Annotated in this window: 20 protein-coding genes; 7 read left to right on the plus strand and 13 right to left on the minus strand. The window is 70.5% G+C overall.

The window, feature by feature from the left end:
* Positions 1–213: 213 nt before the first annotated feature.
* From J2X60_RS05425 to J2X60_RS05445, 5 genes are read right to left on the minus strand one after another with little or no spacing between them, the layout of a single operon-like run.
* The gene (locus J2X60_RS05425) at positions 214–783 is read right to left on the minus strand and encodes a hypothetical protein (RefSeq protein ID WP_309886717.1); all 570 of its coding nucleotides are present in this window, start codon (positions 781–783) and stop codon (positions 214–216) included.
* Between the two features lie 48 nt (positions 784–831).
* Complete coding sequence (locus J2X60_RS05430; protein WP_309886718.1) at positions 832–1458, minus strand: response regulator transcription factor; 627 nt, start codon at positions 1456–1458, stop codon at positions 832–834.
* Positions 1455–2654, minus strand: a complete 1200-nt coding sequence (locus tag J2X60_RS05435) for a histidine kinase (RefSeq protein WP_309886719.1) — start codon at positions 2652–2654, stop codon at positions 1455–1457. The genes J2X60_RS05430 and J2X60_RS05435 overlap by 4 nt, the downstream gene beginning before the upstream one ends.
* Positions 2655–2707: 53 nt before the next feature.
* Entirely contained in the window at positions 2708–3556 is an 849-nt protein-coding gene (locus tag J2X60_RS05440) for an ABC transporter permease (RefSeq protein ID WP_309886720.1), read from the minus strand.
* On the minus strand, positions 3553–4392 hold the full coding sequence (locus J2X60_RS05445) for an ABC transporter ATP-binding protein (RefSeq protein WP_309886721.1): 840 nt from the start codon (positions 4390–4392) through the stop codon (positions 3553–3555). The genes J2X60_RS05440 and J2X60_RS05445 overlap by 4 nt, the downstream gene beginning before the upstream one ends.
* Before the next feature lie 189 nt (positions 4393–4581).
* Here J2X60_RS05445 and J2X60_RS05450 point away from each other — a divergent pair, with 189 nt between their 5' ends.
* Genes J2X60_RS05450 through J2X60_RS05465 form a run of 4 tightly spaced genes read left to right on the plus strand, consistent with a single transcriptional unit; the run spans position 4582 to position 7923 of the window.
* Positions 4582–4860, plus strand: coding sequence for a hypothetical protein (locus tag J2X60_RS05450; RefSeq protein ID WP_309779167.1), 279 nt, complete (start codon positions 4582–4584; stop codon positions 4858–4860).
* On the plus strand, positions 4860–6617 hold the full coding sequence (locus tag J2X60_RS05455; RefSeq protein WP_309886722.1) for an alpha/beta hydrolase: 1758 nt from the start codon (positions 4860–4862) through the stop codon (positions 6615–6617). Before J2X60_RS05450 ends, J2X60_RS05455 begins: the two co-directional genes overlap by 1 nt.
* Before the next feature lie 5 nt (positions 6618–6622).
* Positions 6623–7114 (plus strand): hypothetical protein, encoded by a 492-nt coding sequence (locus J2X60_RS05460; RefSeq protein ID WP_309886723.1) that lies wholly within the window; start codon positions 6623–6625, stop codon positions 7112–7114.
* Positions 7111–7923, plus strand: coding sequence for a hypothetical protein (locus J2X60_RS05465; RefSeq protein ID WP_309886724.1), 813 nt, complete (start codon positions 7111–7113; stop codon positions 7921–7923). Before J2X60_RS05460 ends, J2X60_RS05465 begins: the two co-directional genes overlap by 4 nt.
* 17 nt (positions 7924–7940) lie before the next feature.
* Here J2X60_RS05465 and J2X60_RS05470 read toward each other — a convergent pair whose 3' ends face one another.
* The gene (locus J2X60_RS05470; RefSeq protein WP_309886725.1) at positions 7941–8714 is read right to left on the minus strand and encodes an SDR family oxidoreductase; all 774 of its coding nucleotides are present in this window, start codon (positions 8712–8714) and stop codon (positions 7941–7943) included.
* 110 nt (positions 8715–8824) lie between these two features.
* Here J2X60_RS05470 and J2X60_RS05475 point away from each other — a divergent pair, with 110 nt between their 5' ends.
* Positions 8825–9778 carry an AraC family transcriptional regulator N-terminal domain-containing protein gene (locus tag J2X60_RS05475; protein ID WP_309886726.1) on the plus strand — a complete coding sequence of 318 codons (954 nt, stop codon included), beginning with the start codon at positions 8825–8827 and terminating at the stop codon, positions 9776–9778.
* A gap of 132 nt (positions 9779–9910) precedes the next feature.
* Entirely contained in the window at positions 9911–10843 is a 933-nt protein-coding gene (locus tag J2X60_RS05480; RefSeq protein ID WP_309886727.1) for an NADP-dependent oxidoreductase, read from the plus strand.
* Between the two features lie 14 nt (positions 10844–10857).
* Here the strand turns inward: J2X60_RS05480 and J2X60_RS05485 are convergent, their stop codons facing one another.
* The 6 genes from J2X60_RS05485 to J2X60_RS05510 form a co-directional block, all read right to left on the minus strand.
* Positions 10858–11352 (minus strand): hypothetical protein, encoded by a 495-nt coding sequence (locus J2X60_RS05485; protein ID WP_309886728.1) that lies wholly within the window; start codon positions 11350–11352, stop codon positions 10858–10860.
* Between the two features lie 69 nt (positions 11353–11421).
* Positions 11422–12054, minus strand: coding sequence for a hypothetical protein (locus J2X60_RS05490; protein ID WP_309886729.1), 633 nt, complete (start codon positions 12052–12054; stop codon positions 11422–11424).
* Positions 11994–12659: a hypothetical protein gene (locus J2X60_RS05495; protein ID WP_309886730.1), complete on the minus strand. Its 666-nt coding sequence runs from the start codon at positions 12657–12659 to the stop codon at positions 11994–11996. Before J2X60_RS05495 ends, J2X60_RS05490 begins: the two co-directional genes overlap by 61 nt.
* Positions 12656–13144, minus strand: coding sequence for a hypothetical protein (locus tag J2X60_RS05500; RefSeq protein ID WP_309886731.1), 489 nt, complete (start codon positions 13142–13144; stop codon positions 12656–12658). Before J2X60_RS05500 ends, J2X60_RS05495 begins: the two co-directional genes overlap by 4 nt.
* The gene (locus tag J2X60_RS05505; RefSeq protein ID WP_396127778.1) at positions 13138–14331 is read right to left on the minus strand and encodes a putative T7SS-secreted protein; all 1194 of its coding nucleotides are present in this window, start codon (positions 14329–14331) and stop codon (positions 13138–13140) included. Before J2X60_RS05505 ends, J2X60_RS05500 begins: the two co-directional genes overlap by 7 nt.
* Positions 14328–14579 carry a hypothetical protein gene (locus J2X60_RS05510; RefSeq protein ID WP_309886733.1) on the minus strand — a complete coding sequence of 84 codons (252 nt, stop codon included), beginning with the start codon at positions 14577–14579 and terminating at the stop codon, positions 14328–14330. Before J2X60_RS05510 ends, J2X60_RS05505 begins: the two co-directional genes overlap by 4 nt.
* Positions 14580–14707: 128 nt before the next feature.
* Between J2X60_RS05510 and J2X60_RS05515 the strand changes: the two genes are divergently transcribed.
* Entirely contained in the window at positions 14708–15193 is a 486-nt protein-coding gene (locus J2X60_RS05515) for a hypothetical protein (protein ID WP_309886734.1), read from the plus strand.
* A gap of 13 nt (positions 15194–15206) precedes the next feature.
* Here the strand turns inward: J2X60_RS05515 and J2X60_RS05520 are convergent, their stop codons facing one another.
* The gene (locus J2X60_RS05520; RefSeq protein ID WP_309886735.1) at positions 15207–17294 is read right to left on the minus strand and encodes a 3'-5' exonuclease; all 2088 of its coding nucleotides are present in this window, start codon (positions 17292–17294) and stop codon (positions 15207–15209) included.
* Positions 17295–17384: the final 90 nt, after the last annotated feature.

A 17384-nucleotide genomic window follows, 5' to 3' on the forward strand; every position in this document is an offset into this window, starting at 1 on the left:
GCCTCTCAGCGCCGATGGTACTGCAAGGGGGACCTTGTGGGAGAGTAGGACGCCGCCGGACTCAACGTTACGAATACCAGGGAACCCCTGACCACAACGTGGTCAGGGGTTTTCTGCGTTCGCGTGCCGTATGGTGCGCCGCTGCGGAGGCGTGTGTCAGTGAGGGCTCTGGTTCGAGATCCTCGGGGATCGCGAACCGGAACGGTCACGCGCTCAGTAGTCCGGGCGGATCCAGTCCGTCAGGGGCTCGAAGGACGCCTGTGGCAGGACCTCGTCGGGCTCGGCGGTCCGCACGCCGGTGACGATCGTGGCCTCTCCGTACTCCAGGGACCGGCGGGCGACGCCGTCGCGCTCATCGACCACCAGGGTCGTGCGGACCGCCGGGTCCTCACGGTGCTCGAACGTGACCAGGACGGAGTACTGGCCGACGTGCTGGATGAGGACCGGGTGGAAGCTCTCCGGTCCTCGGCCCCAGCGGAGCATCAGTTCGGGAACGGCTACCCGCACGGCGGTGCCGGCGACCGTGCTGTGCTCGAACGAGTCCTCGAACTGACCGTCCTCGTCGTGCAGGACACCGTCGCGGTAGGAGACGGTGGGCTGCTCCGATCGGTCGAGCGTCCATCTCTGGCGGGCCTCGTCGATGTCGAGCCGGAACTGCCAGTGCTCCCGCGGTGACTCCTGGTGGACGCCGTCGATGACCATTCGTCCCGGTCGTCGGAGGGCGGCGAGCTCCTGGGCGACCGCGGGACCATCGGCGCGGGTGAGGACCTCGTCGAAGCGCATGAGCTCATCCTTGCGGACGAACGGAGGAACGGACGAACGGGCGCGGGGTCAGCGCAGCAGGCCGAGCTCCATCGCGCGGGTCACGGCGCGCGTCCGGTCGTTCACGCTGAGCTTCTCGAACACGTGCCCGAGGTGCGTCTTGACCGTGGTCTCGCTGAGGAAGAGCGTGCGGCCGATCGCCGGGTTCGAGTTGCCCTGCGCGACGAGCTGCAGGACCTCAAGCTCGCGCGATGACAGTGTCGGCCCGGTCGTGGGCTTGCCGGTCGCCCGGCGGACGAGTGCAGCTGCGGCCGAGGGCGCGAGTGCCGTCCCACCGCGTGCCGTCGCGCGGAGGCCCGCGAGGATCTCCGACTCCGGCGCTGCCTTGAGCAGGTACCCCGCGGCACCGGCCTCGATCGCGGCGAGGATCTGGTCGTCCGACTCGTAGGTCGTGAGGATGAGCACGCGGACGCCCGGCTCGCGGGCGAGGATCCGCGCGGTCGCGTCGTCGCCGTCGAGGCCGGGCATCCGGAGGTCCATCAGGACGACGTCGGGTCGTTCGGCGAGCGTGATCGCGACCGCCGCCTCGCCGTCGCTCGCCTGCCCGACCACCTCGACGTCGTCGGCGTCCTGGAGCAGCGCGACGATGCCGGCGCGGACGATGGGGTGGTCGTCCGCCACGACGACGCGGATCACCGGTGCACCCCCGTCAGCGGTGCGTCGACTGCCGGGAGGCGCGGCTCGGCCCCGGTGGGCAGCGTCACCTCGACGACGGTGCCACGTCCGGCGTCGCTCGTGATCGCGCAGGTGCCGCCGGCGAGGGCGAGCCGCTCGCGCAGACCCCGCAACCCGTGGCCGGCGGTCGGGAGGGACGCGTCGAAGCCGACGCCGTCGTCCGAGACCCGCAGGCCGACCCGGTCGGCTGCCACGTGCAGTGCGACCCGCGCCGTGGCAGCGTGGGCGTGTGCGCGGACGTTGGCCAGTGCCTCCTGGGCGGCGCGGAGCAGCACCACCTGCGCGTCGCGGTCCAGCGCGCAGTCCGCTGCCTCGACCGTGACCGGGACGCCGGTCTCGCGCGTGAACCGTTCGCCGAGGCGGTGCAGGGCGGCGCCGAGTCCGTCGCCCGCCACTCCGGCAGCACCCGCTGCGACGAGGGTGCGGGACTCTTCGAGTGCTGCGCGTGCGGACTCCTCGAGGGTGGTGAGTCGCTCGTCGAGTCGGTCGACGCGTTCGGCCGCGAGGTCCCCGCGGGCGCGCTCGGTGAGCATGACGATGCCGGCGAGGTTCTGTGCGACGGTGTCGTGGATCTCGCGGGCGAGGCGTTCGCGTTCGCTCGTCACGCCGGCGCTGCGGTGCGCCTCGGCGAGGGAGTCCTGGGTCGCACGGAGTTCGTCGAGCAGGCGCCGTCGTTCGTCGGAGAGCTCGGCGATCCGGGTGATCCAGAGTCCGAGCGCGCAGGCACCCGCGATGCTGACGCCCTCGATGAGGACCGTGCTGACGAGGCTGTCCGGGCCGCTCGCGATCTGGAGCCCGACCCCCGCGGCGACGCCGATCGCGACCGAGACCACCACCGCCGTCCGTGTTCGGTCGATCTGGCACCACGCGACGGGGAAGAGGATGCACTGCACGAGCGCGGTGCTCGGGACGACCGCGGGGAGCACGAGCGCCGCGAGCACCAGCAGCGGGACGAAGCCGGCGGCAGCGCGGGGGACCTCGTAGCCGCGCCAGCCGTACGCCGCGTAGGCCACGGCGAGGACGCCGAGCATCGCGAACGCCGGCCAGCGGTCCGCCCACGGGGACCACCCGAGCACGGTGATCACCGCGACGAGGGCGATCGTGACGCCGAACGCCACGTGCAGGCCCCAGTTGCGGTGCGCCGTGATGCGGTCCATGGCCTCAGCATCCCATCGCCCGGATGCCGCCGAGCGGTTTTCCACAGGCTGGATCACGCGTCCTTGCGATTCCACCGGAACGTCAGCAGGCAGGCCACCGCGCCCACGACCAGCCACGCTGTCAGGACGAGGGCTCCGAGGCCGAGGTGCCACGCGCCTCCTGGCTCGGCGGACGCGAACGCGTCGGGCAGGAAGACCGACCGCATGCCGGACGCCAGCCACCGCAGGGGGAAGACGGACGCGACGTTCTGCAGCCAGTCGGGGAGCTGCGTGAAGGGGAGGTAGACGCCGGAGATGAACTGGAGGACCAGGACGATGGGGACGATCGTGGCGGTGGCGCGGCGGCCCTCGCGGGGGAGCGCCGAGATCGCGATGCCGAGGACGCAGCTCGTCGCGACCCCGAGGAGCATGATGCCCGCGAAGTGCGCCCACGCGCCGCCGTCGGTGGGCAGGTCCACGCCGAAGACGAGGCTCGCGATCGCCAGCAGCAGGGCGGTCTGCACGACCGTCGTGACGAGGACCATGCCGATCTTGCCGATGAAGTAGCTCACCACCGGCAGGGGTGTGCCGCCCAGACGCTTCAGCGTGCCGTCGCTGCGTTCGCCCGCGATGTCGACGCCGAGGGACTGCGTGCCGGACAGCAGGATGCCCGTCGCGACCAGGCCGGGCAGGTAGTACGTGGCGTAGTCGACGCTGACGTTCGGGCCCGCCTGGATGTCCGGCGCGCTGCTGAACGCGACCGAGAAGAGCGCCAGCATCACGATGGGGAAGAGGAAGGTGAAGAAGACGGCGTCGGGGGCTCGGAAGTACGAGCGGAGTTCGTAGCCGATGCGGTGCGCGCCGATCGTGGCGGCGTTCTTGGCGGCGTTCGCGGTGCGCGTGTTCGTCGTCGTGGTGCTCATCGGTGGCCGACCATTCCGAGGTAGACGTCCTCGAGGGACGGGCGGATGACTTCGAGGTCGTGCATGGGTTCCGGGGTGCTCCGGATCAGGGCGGTCGGTTCGTTCGTCCGCCGTTCGTGGGGTTCGCCGACGTCGTCACGCCACCTGACGCGTGGGGTGCGAGCCTCGGCGCCGCCGATCTCGTCGATCGGGGCGATGTCGAGCAGCCGGCCGTCGGCGATGACCGCTGCCCGGTCGGCGAGGTGTGCGGCCTCGTCGAGGTAGTGCGTGGTGAGGAGGATCGTCGTGCCCTCGCGCTTGACCTCGTCGATGAGGTCCCAGAAGCGGCGCCGGGCCTCCGGGTCGAAGCCGGTCGTGGGCTCGTCGAGGAAGAGGACCTCGGGGCGGCCGATGATGCCGAGGGCGACGTCGACGCGGCGCCGTTGGCCGCCGCTCAGTCTGCTGATGCGGGTGTTGCGCTGCGGCTCGAGCCCGGTCTTCTCGAGGAGTTCCTCGACGCTGCGGTGCCGCGGGTACAAGGTCGTGAAGTGCCGGAGCTGTTCCGCGACGGTGACGTTGGGGGACTCGGCGCTGGTCTGCAGGACGATGCCGATGCGTGCGTTGTGGCTGCGGCTCGTGCGGGCGGGGTCGTGGCCGAGCACCCGGACGTCGCCGTCGGTGCGGGTGCGGTAGCCCTCGAGGATCTCGACCGTGGTGGTCTTGCCGGCGCCGTTCGGGCCGAGGAGCGCGAAGGTCTCGCCGCGGGGGATGTCGAAGGAGACGTCGTCCACGGCGCGTTTGCCGGTGGCGTACTGCTTCGTGAGGTGGTGGACCTCGATGGCGGGGGTGTCGGGCATGGGTCCAGCCTGGCCGGTCGTGCCCGGTGGTGCCTCGGCCGGGTGGCTCGACCCGCATCCTCCGATCGGGGGATGCCGGCGCACCGCCGATGGGCACCGATCTGTGCACAACGACTCGTCCGACCTGCCGATACTGATATGTTGCCGATGGGATCGCGACGGAGGGCGTTGCGACAGACGGGGGAGACGATGGCTGATCTACGGGTCTCGTACGCCACGCTCGACGGCGTGCGCGACGCGCTGGACGCAGCGCAGGAGTTGTTCGCCAACGCCTCGGTGCCCACCGACGGCGGAGCGTTCGGCGCGGACGAGGTCACCGACGCCTTCACGGTGTTCCGTGCATCACAGGAACGCTCGGCCGGATGGCTGGCGGACACGAGCCGAACGCTCGCGCAGTACGCGCACGACACGAAGTCGCTCGTGCAGGACGCTGACGCCGAGCTCGCGGGCAAGGTCGGCGGCAAGTGATGACCGCCGACCCGTTCGCCGGCGACCCCGGTGCCGTCGCGAAGCTCTCGAGTGGCCTCGCCGACCACCAGGACGACCTCAGCGCCGGAGCCCACGGCGTCGCCCGCGCCGCGGAGGATGCGGACGACTGGAGGGGTGCCTCGAAGGATCGCTTCTCCGTCACCGTCGGCACCGTCCCGCGCGCGGCTCGACGCATCATCGGCCGGCTCGACGCGGCCATCGACGTACTCGACACCTACGCCGACGACGTGCGGGCAATCCAGGACGAGGCGGAGCGGATCCGTGCGGCACAGATGACGAACGCCATGGAAGTCGCTGCGAACACCGTGTCGCTCTCGGCCGCGGTGGTGGCCGCCGCGGGGAAGGACGCCACCGAGGCTGACGGACGGCGTGCCCGACGGCTGCGGTCCGACGCGGACGACCTCGCGGCGACGGCGTCGCGACTGCAGGCGGAATGGGACGCGCTCGTCGAACGACGGGCCACCGCGGACCGTGCTGCGTCGGCCGGGCTGTCCGCCACCGACGTCCTCGGCGTGGCGCCCTCGTACTCGGGGACGCTCGGCAGGATGAGCGACGCCGACTTCCTCGCTGCCGTCGCCGCGATGCCGCCCGAGGTCCTGGCGGCGCAGGACCCGTCGGTCGCCGATCGGCTCGCCGGGATGCCGCCAGAGACCGTGCAGGCGTGGTGGGACGGACTCGGTGGTCGGGGGACTGCGGGGGAGCACTCGGCGGCACAGGACGCGCTCATCACGGCGTTGCCGGCAGTGATCGGGAACCTGATCGGCGTGCCGTACTGGGCGCGGGACCAGGCGAACCGGTTGAGCGCGCAGCGGGCGTCCGCGCGGGCGCAGGACGACGTGGACGCGGCGCGGAAGGCGCTGCACGCCGCGGGACCGAGCGCTCGGCGTGCGGCGCAGCAGGAGCTCGACGACGCCGCGGAGCGGCTCGCAGCTCTGGACAACTTCATCGCTGCATCGCGGACGACGCTCCGCGACGTGGACGGCATGGCTCGGCAATTCGTCTCGTTCATCGACGGGCAGCCTCCCCTCGGAGCGGTGTCGATCGGCGACCTCGACACGGCAGCCAACGTCAGCTATCTCGTGCCCGGAATGGGCACCACCCTCGAGGACACGACCGTTCTGATGAAGGCGAGTTCCAACGTGATCGCAACGCAGCAGCTCTCCGAGGGGGGACGAGACACCGCGATGGTCACGTGGATCGGGTACGACGCGCCGCGCAACGCGCTGACGACAGGCGATCTCGGCGTGTTCGGATTGGCTGACGCGGCGGCAGGGGCAGACCGTCTCGCCGCGGATCTCGGTGGATTCCGAGCGACCCGGCCGGACGCGCACCTCAACGTGGTCGCGCACTCGTACGGATCGACGACCGCGTCGATCACTCTCCACGACCACGCCGATCTGGGCGTGAACAGCTTCGTCACCCTGGGATCCGCGGGCATCCCCGGGCACATCCCGAACGCCGGAGCGATCCACGCCGAGCGCATGTACGCGGCGCAGGCCGAAGAACGGTTCAACGTGGCCCACATCGGACAGGTCCTGAGCTACCCCGAGCGCATCGACCCGACCTTCAAACCGTTCGGCGCGACCGAGATCGACGCGTCGCACGTCAACGGATCCTCCGCGGTCAACGTGCACGACCTGTACGTGAACCCGAACGGCGCCGACGACGCAGATCACGGCTACCTCGACCTCGACACCAACACGTTGATCGAGACGGCGAAGGCGACGCTACGGTGAATCCGATGACGACGCGCGCGCACACGACCATCGCAGTCGCCATCCTGGCCGCTGCTGCCAGCCTCGCGCTCTCCGGGTGCGGGACGACGAGAGCGGGACAGCCCATGACGATCGACGAGGCACAGGCGGAGGCAATCGCGGAATTCCGATCCGCGCTCGCGTTGGCTCCGGACACGTGGCCGCAAGAGGTGCCGAAGCCGGCCGTCTTCGACTGCCGGATCGATGGGGTGCGAGCCGTGCAGTTCAGCTACTTCGTCGCGGTCGAAGCGCCGGCCGCTCCTGGCGTGCTCATCGCGCAAGCCGGCGAACATTGGGAGCGCGAGGGCTACGAGTTGTCGAAGACACAGACGGAGATGGACCCGGAGACCGGTCAGGTCTACGCCGTGGTGGCGCGAGCCGACGGCAAGCCCCGTGCGTCGATGGCAGCCACCAAGGTGCGCGCGCACGTCAACGTCGACTCGCGCTGCGTCCTCGGCGACCCGGACGACTACCGGTGACGGCCGGGGAACCCGAGTCCACCGCCGGGGAGAGCGCGACGGCTGACGACCTGCGGCTCCGGCGCAACCGGCTGATCTTCGGGATCGTCGTCGCGCCGATCGGAGTCCTGATCGCACTCTTCCTGTCGTTCGTGGTGCAGATCAGCTCCGCGTGGCGATCGACGAGCGACGGCGGGGCCGCGGCCGGACCGCAGATCGTGGCGATCGTGATCGGCCTGCTCGCCACCGTCCCAGCGCTGATCGCCGGGATACGAGCGCTCCGTGCCCGCGTCCTGGAGGTCGCTGCGTCGGGAGCGACGGTGGTGGCGGGCGTCGGCTTGCTCGCCGTCGTGCTGCTCGTCATCGTCCCGTCGTTCGAGATCCTCCCGCGCGCTGCCCGCGATGCCGACAGGTACGCACAGCAGCAGCGGCAGGAGGAACTCGACGACCTGGACTCGGGCTACGGGCCCGGATCGGCCGAGGAGGCGGGCCAGGAGATGCAGGAGTACGTCGACGATGCGCTGCAGCTGCTCGAAGTGGCGCCGAGCGCGGTACGGACGAGCACCTGGTCCACGAGCGGCACAACCGCCGCGGGCAACACCTGTCGGTCCTTCCACGAGCGCATCCGGCTCGGGGACGAGGTCGACCGTTCGAGCACGGCGGAGACCCTGCGGACGGCGTGGAAGGCCGAGGGTGAGCGCACCGGGTTCGATGAGCGGGACGGCCGCCTCGAGCTCAGTGTCTCCTCCGCCGACGCCACGATCTCGTGGCTCAAGGCCGACAACGTGCTGCTGGTGGAGAGCGACTGCATCCCGTCCGGGGCGCCCTGACGGGCAGCGATGTGCCCTCAGCGCAGGCGCGTGGACGCGATCCCACCGTCGACGTCGAGCGTCCCGCCGTTCACGAACGCCGCCTCGTCCGACACCACCCACCGAACGGCGCGGGCGATGTCGACCGGCTGCACCGGCACTCCCGCGGGCGTCCCCTGCGTCATCGCCGCGAGCACGTCCGCCGAATCCGCGTTCCCCGGCGTCGCCGTGGCCCCCGGCGCCACCGTCACGACCCGCACCCCGCGCTGCCCGTACTCGGCCGCCCACGCCCGGGTCAGCTGCTCGACCGCGGCCTTCGTCGCCGGGTAGAGGCCCATGAACGGCACCCCGACCCGGGCCATCCACGAGCCGATGTTCACGACGACTCCGGAGCCCCGCGTCGCCATCGCTGGAGCGAGCGAGGCCACGAGGACGTGCGGTGCGCGGACGTTCGTCGCGAGCAGCGCGTCGACAGTGTCGTCGGACAGGGACTCCGTCGGGCCGCCGGGGTAGACGCCGGCGTTGTTCACGAGGACGTCGACGTGACCGCCGAGCAGCTCTCGGGCCGCGGCGGCGAACGCCCGGACGTCGGGAGCACCTGCGGCGAGGTCCGCCACGATCGGGAAAGCTCGGCCACCCTGGCGCTCGATGTCGTCGGCGACAGCACGCGTGCGGGCGGCGTCGCGGCCGTGCACCGCGACGGTCAAGCCGGCGGCCGCGAGCTCACGGGCGACTGCCTCACCGATGCCGCTCGAGGCGCCGGTCACGAGGGCAGTGCGGACGGTGGTCTGGTCAAGGAGTGCAGTGGTCATGCATCGATGCTCGATCCCCGGGCACACCCGCACCTTGCCGGATCCAGCGGGAACCTTGCCGGATCCCGCACGAGTTCCTCGGCGCCGCGAGAACTGCGTAGCGTGGGCACGTGGACGATCGCACGGCGCAGCACCTCGACCGCGCGGTGGAGGTCGCCTCGCGGCACGCCGCCGTGCTCGACCGGGCGTCCACCGTCGACACCGTCGCCCGTCCCGCCTCGGTGCAGCGGGCCGAAGCACTCGGCCTGACCGTCTCCCGCGTCCACGAGCCGACCGGACTCTTCGACCGGCGGTACGTCCCGTCGTTGTCCGTCGTCCTCCGCGGCCGGAAGCGTTCGATCGTCGGGGACGACGACCAGGCCTGGGGCCGCGAGCGGTTCATCATCACGCCGGTGGACCTGCCCGTGGTCGCCGGGGTGCTCGACACCGCAGGCAACGACGGCTTCGTCTCGGCGGTCTGGAAGCTCGACCCGGTCGTCGTCGGCGAGGTCGTGGCGTCGATGTCGAGCACGACCAGCACGAGCCGCACGGACCTGCCGCGACTCGGCACGTGGACGGCCCCGCTCGCCGATGCCGTCAGCCGACTGCTCGCGCTGCTCGACGCCCCCGAGGACATCCCCGTCCTGTTCCCCCTCGTCTCCCGCGAGATCGTCCTCCGCCTGCTGCAGACCTCGCAGGCGCCACGCATCACCGCCGCACTCGACCGAGCCGGAGCCGACGCCGGACTGGTCACGGCGGCGACCACACTCCTGACCGGGCGCATGGACGAACCGTGGACGATGGAGCGCCTCGCCCGCGAGCTCCGGGTCAGCGAGAGCACCCTCTTCGCCCGCTTCAAGCAGGCCACCGGCATGTCACCCGCGCAGTACCTCAAGCGCACCCGACTCGGGGAAGCGCGTCGCCGCATGGTCCTGCACGCGGACACCGCCGCCCGCGCCGCGGCCGCCGTCGGCTACCGCAGCGCCTCCCACTTCTCGCGGGACTACCGCGAGGCGTACGGTCGGCCCCCGGCCGCCGACGCCGTGGTGGCGCGCGAACAGCTGGCGCTCGCCCCCGCCGTGTAGCCGGCCCAGTGCCGGACTGGAGGCGCGGGTCGGCGGTGATCCGCGCCTCCAGTCCGACGGATGGTGCGTCCCGACCACCGCCACCGGCCCGCTCGCTGGGTGCGGCCGATCGCCGTCCGGTAGACCGGAACGGTGAAGGTCGTAGGAGTCGAACAGTTCGGAGGGCCGGAGGCCCTCGCCGTCCACGAGGTGCCGGAGCCGCACGCTGGTGCAGGGTCCGTGCGGATCCGGGTGCAGGCGTTCGCCGTGAACCCGACCGACACCGGTGTGCGCGCCGGTCAGCGGGACAGCTCGCAGGCGTCGCCGCCCTACGTGCCGGGGATGGACGCCGCCGGGGTCATCGACGAGGTCGGGCCGGACGTCTCCGGGTGGGAGGTCGGCGACGAGGTCATGGCGATCGCGCTGCCGCTCAGCGCCCACGGTGGTGCGTACGTCGAGGAGCTCGTCGCGCCGGTCGGGTCGTTCACGCGGATCCCTCGGGGGACGTCTCTTCCGCTCGCGTCCACCGTGCCGATGAACGGGCTGACGGCGTTGCAGATCCTCTCGCGGGCGGGGCTCGCTCCCGGGCAGACGCTCGCCGTGACCGGGGCTGCGGGGTTGCTCGGGAACTACGTCGTGCAGCTCGCCGTCGCCGCAGGGCTCACCGTCATCGCGGATGCCGCTCCTGCGGACGAAGCGCTGGTCCGGTCGCTCGGGCCGACGCACATCGTGGCGCGCGGGTCCTCGTTCGCCGTCGCTGTGCGCGAGCTCGTGCCGGACGGGGTCGATGCGCTCGCCGATGCTGCGGTGCAGCGGACTGAGGTCGTGGATGCCGTGCGGGACGGGGGAGTGTTCCTCGATGTGCGGGGGTGGGAAGGGAACGGGGCTCGCGGGATCCGGTTCGAGCAGATCGCCGTGTTCGCGGAGTACCGGTCGTTCGACAAGCTCGAGCAGCTGCGGCAAGCGGTGGAGAGTGGGACGGTGACGCCGCGGGTTGCGGAGGTGCTGCCGGCCTCGCGGGCTCGGGAGGCGCATGAGCGGCTCGAAGCGGGAGGGACGCGGGGAAGGTTCGTGTTGACGTGGTGAGGTGACGGCGTCGGTCACTCGTAGTCTGCGATGTCGCCAGTCCCGCAAGCCGACTGGACCTCGATCGAGACGCGTCGCGGGCTGGCATTGACCGAGATGGATTCGACCGCCTGACCTGTGGTGACAGCTGACCAGAGCGGCCGACCGTCGTCGATCGTGTCCTGCTTGATGGTGACGTCGTAGTCGTGCTGCTTCCACGTCTTCGCAACCGCACGGACGAGCGACTCTGGATCCGTAGCGCCGGTCCGCTCCTGGTCCCACGAGAACGTGACGCCTGAGCTGCCGTTGCCCGTCGAGCACTCCGACGATGCGGGTCCGTCTGAGAGCGCGGTCCAATCGCCGCCGGCAGCCTTCATCGTCTGCTCGACCAGGCTGACCATGCCGTCTCGCGCCTGCTCGGCGTCCATCTCGCTGCCTTTCGGTTGTTGCGTACATCCGGCCAGCAGCACCGAGGCGCTCACGAAGGTCAGGATCCCTGTTGCGATTGCTGCTGAATCTCGACGGGTCATGCTGCAAGCCTGCCCGATCCACGTTCGGGACCCGAGGCGGGTCTGTCGATGCCGAACGTCGGCACTCGATCAGCTGACAACGGTGATGCCGTCGATGAACGCATCGATCTCGGGTTCGACGACGGCGAGGTTCTGCGGGTAGTTCGCGACCGTCGAGATCCGGATGTCCGTCCCGCCCGATTGGAAGACCCACACCACGGCAACCTGTTCGCCGCCCTCGCCGTCGTCGGTCGCGAACGTCCCGCGGCTGCCGACGCCGAGGCCCTTAGCCGTATGGCGGCGAACCTCGTCGGGTTGACGGAGGCCAGCAGCATCTTCGAGCCGCAGCAGGTCGGCAGTCGCTTGCAGGGCATCCTTGCTCGCCTCGATCGGCAGGACCTGAAGCGTCAAGAACGGACCGCCGACCTGACGGAGGAACAGGTAGAGCGCCGCTTCTCCGGTGTTCGGCATCGTCGCGAAGCGTTCCAGAGTCGCGCGGAGCCAAGCACGGTGCTCCCGTGTCGTGCGCGGCGAACGATCCTCGATGGCACGAGCGGCGGCCTTCGCCCACCGAGCAGCACTCCGACCGAACTCGTCGTTCGGCCAGACGCGCGGGATGAACGTCCACGCGTCCGGGTCGTACTGGAAGGAGAGGTCGCCGTTCATCCCGACATCGTCCCATCCGCTTCGACGACCAGGTGCGCGCCGTCGTTCGTGCGCCACTGCACCGAGGCGCACATTGCGTCGAAGAGGATCCCGAGCGCCTTCACGACCAGCTGCTCGCCGGCGACGTCGTCATCATCGTTGGGTGCTTCGGCGCGGGTGACCACGGTGAGCTGCAGCATGAGGAGCAGGTCCGAGCGCTCCGGGACTCGGGTGAGGGCCACACGCTGCCCGAGGTGCCGCACGCGGGGTGGCGACAGATCGGCAGCTGGTTCCCCGCGTACCCACCATCGCACCGCGGGAGTGCCGGCGATCTGGAGCAGCTGTCCGCGGTTCGCGGTGCACCGCACGAGGAGGAGCTCGTCGAGGTCGTCGCTCGGCGCGGAGTCCACTTCGACCGCCGCCACGACGACGCTGCACGAGATGCTCGTGCCGGGGATCCCGCCAGCGGGCATGTAGGAGTCGAGGACCACGCCGAAGGTGTCCGCCTGCAGCGCCTCCTGCACCAGCGATCCGACTTCGGTCGTCCAATCTCCCTCTGGTGCGCCCGCTTCGAGGGCGTCGGCAACTGCGCGCCGTGTCGCTTCCTCGGGGGCGATCCTGCCGGCGATGCGCACCCACCCAGCGGGCAACGCGATGCTGTAGCGGTCCGGTGCGGGCGTCACGCGTCGCCTACTTCGGCTTCGGCATCGGCAGCGCGGCGGTTGTCGCGCACGCTCGTGAAGAAGCCGACGGCTGACATCGCGGCGAAGAAGGGTGAGGCCCAAACCAGGGAGTGCGGCCAGGCTTCGACCCCTGGGAACCTCGTTGCGAACGCAGCGACCAGGAATGCGTCGGCGAAGAACACGCCGCCGACGACCTGCGGGTCGCGGAGGATGCTCCGGCCGTTCCAAGTGAAACACCCGATGAACCCACCGACAGCCATGCCGATAGTGATCCAGTACGGCCAGGCCGCCGGGACCGGGTTGGGCCAGCCCGGGCGCTGCACCCATTGGTCATCGGCGTTGATCCCCTCGGGGAGGACCGAGAGTAGGTACATCCCGGTCCCGATGACAGCGAACGACGGGAGCCCCATCGACAGGCGGAACAAGATGCTCAACGGATGCCACATCTTCTCCCAGCCTGGCACCGTGTAGTCGGCCCTCACCATGCCGTCCCCAACAACGGGCTACGCCGCACATCGACGAACCTGGTGAGGTCGTAGGCGCCAGCGCCGGTCTTGGTGAGGCCGAAGACGAACTCGAACCCTCGCCATGCACGTGCCGTGCCGATCAGCTGGTTGAGCCGGACAGCGTCGCCTGCCACCTGGCCCGGCACCGACCGTCCGACGTAGTTCAGCACGTGAGCGATCTCACGATCGCCGAACGCCCGGACGAGCGCCCGGTCGCCGATCTTCGGACGGGATCGCGCGAACGTCCGTTCGGCCGAAGCCACCATCGTCCGAGGACGGCTACTGCCGGACGCCAGGTGCAGGCCGCGGGCCGATCGAACCGCCTTCGCCTCGGTCGACATCGCCTTCACCGCAGCCGTGCCGGCACCGAAGGTCAAGCAGCCTGCGATCGAGAGCACGGCGTCGGTCCACGACCCGGTGCCCGCTGCCGCCCGCGTCGTGTCGATGAGTGCGCCGATCGCCATGGCGCCGACAGCGATTGCACTCACGGCCGCGAACGGCGGGAACAACAACGATGCCACCGCGAGTCCGGTGCCGATCCACCCGGCGTAGCTACTCACCGTGGAGAGCCATCCGTTGTTCTCCCGCATCCAGTGCTGGAACACGTTCCACGCTTTGTCGTGCAGTCCGTCATCGATCGCATCATCGATTCGATCAATGGCGACCTCGGCCGCGCGGTCACGATCTCGACGAGCCTCGTCCATCGCCGCAGCTGCTCGGACGGCGTCCGCCTGGAAGGACATCGCCCGGCGCTGCTGCGCCGCCGCCTGGTCCTCGAAGTGCTGCAGGTCGTCAGGGTTCGTCGTCTGCTCGGCGAGTGATCGGTAGTGCCGGTTGAGCCGTTGTGCTGATTCCAACTCCTGCGCGGCGGTGTCGTTGCGCGCGGCCGCACGCTCTGCTTCCTCGATCGCTGCCTCGAGAGCACTGGCGTAGTCGCTGAGCGCATCGCCGGTGTCCTGGTACCGCCCCTCGACCTTCCGCAGTCTGGCCGCGAGGTCCCCGGCCTTCTGCATGAACGCGTCGATCGCGTCGCTCGAGGTGTTGTCGGCGTGCATCCGCTCGAGTGTTCCCGAGGCGCTTCGGATGTCCGAGGCGATGATGCGGTATCGATCAGCCATCGATCGGACTGCTGGCGGATCGCCCTCGATCGGCCGTACGGGGCTCATCGTTGTTCTCCGGTCATTGAAGCCGCGAGCGCGCGTTCAGACTCATCGAAGGCCTCATCCAACTTCGACGCGGTCTCAGCCAATCGGCCGATCGCGTCGCTCAGCTCACCCCGCATGCCGTCCCACCCGCTCGAGAAGGATCGGACCCGATCGGCGAGGCCCGCGTGCCCGACGGCCTCCGCCGCGGCTCCGGAGTGCTCCTCGGCGTTGTCGAACTCGGCCCGTACCGTCCGAAGCTCGTTCGACAACGAGCGCATCCCCGTGCTGTCGTACCGAAGTGTTCCCCGCGACATCGTGCTCCCCCTTCTCCAGGATCACTCTCCGCGTAAGCTACCAGAACGTGAAACCTGATATGCGTAGCCTGAGTAAGACGAGGGTGTCGCCGGACGAGCGCACCTTCCGCAGCCTCGCCGGGCGCGGAGTGACCTTCGCGACGGTGATCCTGACCGCTCCGGCCCTCGCAGTCGCGGGTACGGGGGCCGCGCTGAGAGAGTTCGACCTCGCGTCGATCGTGGGGCTCGTCGCCATCAGCGGTGCGCTGGTTTGGGCGGCTCGGTCGGCGGCGCGAGCCGCGGCGTTCGTGTCGTGCTCGCCGGATCCCGTCACGATCGGGCTGACGCCGTTCTGGAGAACACGGCTGGTTCGCCGAGACATCGCGGGCGTGAGCCTCGTCCGGATCGATGCCTACGCCGAGTACGGCGGATGGGGCATCAAGGGGTCGCCGAAGAGCAGCCGCGGACGTCTGTACTCGGTCGGCGGAGACACGGCCGTCCGCCTCGTGACAGGGGACGGGCGAGCGTACGTGATCGCCTTCGCCGATGAACGAACGGCCGCAGCTGTGCTGAAGGTCCTGCACCGGTGATCAGCGACCGCGCTCAGCGACTGCTCCGCACACCGACCCACAGCCCGTCCCGCGCCCGCGTCATGCCCACGTACAACTCCCGCCGGCCGCGCGCCCGCCGCTCCCGATCCGTCTCGGACGGCTCGCCCATCACCGGATCCAGCAGCCCACGGTCGACGTGCGCCAGCAACACCTGCTTGAACTCGAGCCCCTTCGCCCGCTTCACGGTGCCGACCCGCACGGCGTCGGACGTCCTGCCCGAATACTCGTCGAGCATGACCACCGGGATGCCGGCATCCCGCAGGACGCCCCGGACGTCGTCCGCCTGCCGGTTCGTCGCCGTGAGGATCCCCACGTCCCCGTACCCCGTCCCGATCAGCCGCAGCACCTCGCTCAGCCGCGCGATCATCGAGCGGTCGTGCTCGACTCGGCTCGAGAACCGGTGGAACGCCGGCGCCGGCCCCGACCGCGAGATCGCCGACACCGTGTCGCCGACGCCGTCCACGCCCTCGATGTCGACGAACTGGTCGTCCGCCACCATCTCCTTCGCGAACTCGAGGATCTCCGCCGTGTTGCGGTGGTTCACGTCGAGCACGACACCGCGTCCGGAGAGGCTGATGCCGACCTCGCCGAGCGTGTACCCGCCCGGGTAGATGGTCTGCTGGCCGTCCCCGATGAGTGTCAGCCCGTCGACACGATCCCCGACGAGGTGGTGCATCAGCGAGACCATCGCGCACGACAGGTCCTGCGCTTCGTCGACGATCACCGCGTCGTACCGCTCGAGCGGCACCGCCGCGACCGCGTCGCGCGCGAGCAGGACGACGTCCTCCCAGTCGTGCGCACGCCGCTCGCGCAACCCGCGCGAGTACGCCTCGTAGAGGTCCCACACCGCATGCCGCGTCTCCACGGGCAGCGCGTGCTTGCGCCCGACGCGCGCCAGGTCCGCGTACTGGTCGAAGCGCGTCAGGCCGCGCCCCTTGATGACGTGCTTGATCTCGTCCTCCCAGTAGGAGCGCGAGAAGCGCGAGGACCGCAGTGGACTGGAGGCGCGGATCGCGTTCCAGGCGTCGTCGAACGCGAGTCGCGCCTCCAGTCCGGGCGTGCGGAACGCGATCCCGCGTTCCTTCAGCAGGCGCAGGGCGAACGCGTGGACGCCCATGAAGTCGACGCGACCGACCATGTCGGGCGCGAGGCGATCGAGGAGCGACTCGAGGACCTTCGGCAGGGTGCCGATGTACGTCGTGAAGAGGATGCGGCCGCCGGTCGAGCGCGCGAGGTAGGCAGCGCGGTGGAGGCCGACGACGGTCTTGCCGGTGCCCGCGGCGCCGCGGATGCGCGCCGGGCCGTTGAAGCTGCGGCGGACGAGCTTCGCCTGGGCGGGGTCGAGGAAGGCCATCCAGTCCTCGATGGGTGCCTCGAGGACGCCGTCGAGGAGCTGGTCCGTGAGCTCGTCGTCGAGCGCGGCGATCGTCGGCGCGGGTTCGCGGGGGAGGACGGCTGCGGGGACGACGATCTGCGGCGGTGTCGCTGCGTCCTCGCCGATCACAGGGAAGTGGGTCAGCATCGCGGCGAGGACCTCGTCGACGCGTGACGCCGAGAGCCGTGCGCCGCGCTTGGTGATGTGGCCGACGAGGTCGTGCGTGCCGATGACGTCGACGGACGCGACGCGGGCGTGTATGCGCTTCTGGCCAGCGAGTGCTGCGACGGCGTGGACCTCGCCCGGCGCGAGCCCGATGTCCGCGAGGGCGGCCTCGGTGCTGTACGCGAGGTCGGCGAGGCGGGCGATGTCGTCGGTGACGTCCTCCTGGCCGCGGGTGATCCGGTCGCCGTGCACCGCGACCTCGCGCCAGGCCTTCGTGTCGACGATGAAGACGCCGGCGCGGCCGACGACGACCATGTCGACCTGGGCGGTGCGGCTGCCGGGCCAGCGGCGGTCGGCGAGGAGGTGGTAGCCGATGCCGGCGAGCGGGGCGAGGAGCTGGGCGGTCTCGCTCTCGGTGCGTTCGGCGATCTCGAAGCGAGCGGCGCGCTGCTCGGCGTCGTGTGCCTGGCGTCGGAGTTCCTGCGCGTGGCTGCGTTGGCGGCGTGCTTCGATACCGGCCGATTCCCCGGCGATCGTCATGGTGTGGTCCCTCGGGGAGTCCCTGGTCCTCGGTGCCGCTCGTCGTCCCCGGGACGAGTGGTGTTGAACCATCCTCGTGGGTGGGGAGAG

The sequence above is a fragment of the Curtobacterium sp. 320 genome, assembly GCF_031455235.1.
Classification (GTDB): domain Bacteria; phylum Actinomycetota; class Actinomycetes; order Actinomycetales; family Microbacteriaceae; genus Curtobacterium.